This is a genomic window from Candidatus Streptomyces philanthi, from assembly GCF_059553635.1.
Window position 1 is genome coordinate 1 of sequence record NZ_JCANQV010000555.1, and the last position, 1,796, is coordinate 1,796.

General features: G+C 75.6%; 1 protein-coding gene and 1 pseudogene. Both read right to left on the reverse strand.

Going from position 1 to position 1,796, the window contains the following annotated elements; genetic code table 11:
- Window positions 1–711: pseudogene (locus AC51EU_RS30145) on the reverse strand (ATP-binding protein); the annotation flags it as partial.
- A gap of 33 nt (window positions 712–744) precedes the next feature.
- Window positions 745–1,659: a Pvc16 family protein gene (locus AC51EU_RS30150; protein ID WP_496270269.1), complete on the reverse strand. Its 915-nt coding sequence runs from the start codon at window positions 1,657–1,659 to the stop codon at window positions 745–747.
- Window positions 1,660–1,796: the final 137 nt, after the last annotated feature.

A 1,796-nucleotide genomic window follows, 5' to 3' on the forward strand; every position in this document is an offset into this window, starting at 1 on the left:
CGCGACGACCCGGTCCGCCGCCTCGTCGTACGACGGCGGCAGGGCCTCCGGCGCCGGGGCGCGCCGCAGCAGGCCGTGCAGCCGGGTGTCGAGGTACGGCGAATCCAGCAGGAAGTGCAGGACCCGCTCGTCCAAACGCAGCCGGGTGGTCGTCAGACGCGTCTCGTCGTCCAGCTCCACCAGCCGCCAGCGCCGCAACGGGGCGACCGGCGTGAGCGCGCTCCAGTGCGGCGCGTCCAGCACGGCGAGCGCCAGCGCGAAGGTCGGGTACGCACGGCCGGGATCACCGCTCGCCGTCGCACACCGCGCACCGGCCGTCGGATCGATCTCCGCCGCGACGGCGAGCAGGACGACCTCCCGCTCGAAGGCACTCAGCCCGAAACAGGAGACCAGGGCGTCGAGGGAGGGGACCTCGGGGGGCGGGGAGCCGGACGGGGGCTGTTCAGGGAGGGGACCGGTGTCCGTGGCGGGGTTGTCCGGTGTGGCGCCCCGGGCGCGTGCGGCGTGGGCGTCGAGGCGCGCCAGGACGGAACGGGCGGCGGCGGCCAGGGCGCCGCCGGTCTCCGGGGCGGGGGGTGCGTCTGCTCCGCGGGGGGTGCCGGTGGCTGTTGCCTCCGTCGCGCCCGAGGGGCCGTCCGTGGCCCCGTTCCCCGCGCCGCGCCTTCGCGCGCCCGCCGCATTGCCCCCCGCCCCCGTCGTGTCACCGCCCATGTCCTTCTCCGCCCCCGTTCCGCGCACCGTGGATCAGCTCTCCGTGCCGTCGTCCGTGCGGTCCGCCGCGCCTCCGCGGGCGGTGCCCCCGCCCCGGGTGCCCGGCCGCCCGGTGCCGGTCGCCTTCCGGGTACGCGAACGGGGCGACGAGGCACCGGACTTGGCCCCACCACGCCGGGCCGTACCACCCCCCGCCGCCTTCCGCGCCCCGGCACCGGAAGCCGCCCGACCGGCCTCACGCCCACCACCGCCCGCCGTGCCCTCGTCCCTCTCCGCCGCCCGCGCGTCCCCCTCCGTCTCCGTCGTCCCCCCGGCCTTCGGCGGCTCGGGCGCCCCCGGGGCCCCGAACGGCAGCACCGTGACGTCCGGCCGGCGTACCGGCGCGGCCGGGCGGGGACGTTCGTGGCCGTCGAGGAGGACCAGCGCCGCCTGGTACGCGACCGACAGCGCGTACGGCGTGTTGTTGAGCATTCCCCAGAGCTTGGAGGTCTCGTCGACGTCCATCTGGGTCGGGGTGAAACGCACCCGCTGGACGGACTCCGCGAGATCACTGCCTCCCAGGTAGGGACGCCGCGCCGCCTCCTCGATCAACTCCTTGGGCAGTACGGGGATCTCGTGCAGGGTGCGGACCACGCTGCCGATCAGCCGCTGCCCGACCAGTTCGGTCTCCTCGCCGTACGCGCTGATCAGGAAGTGCAGGTCGAGCGCGGCGGCGGGCCGCTTCAGCAACGTGCCGTCCAAGGCCCGGGTGACCAGGTCGTTGTTGCGCATCGCCGGGTCGTGGGTGACCTGGTACAGGAAGACGGTGATCGTCGGGTCGGTGGGGGGATCGGACGGGGGTTTACGGGTCTCCACCGAGACGGCCAGATCGATCTCGGGGCGCAGATGGTGTTCGATCAGCAGGGCGAGGGCCTGGGTGACCGTCGCGACGGCGAGTGCGTTGCTCATCGGGTCCGTCCCCCCAGGGCCGGGCCCGGTCGCGGTGCGGGTGCCGGGCCCGTCGTCGTAGGTGCCGCCGTCACGTCAGCTCGTCCTCCCGCCGCGCGCCAGATAGTCCGCGAGGCTCAGCGCGGGCGCCCGGCGCG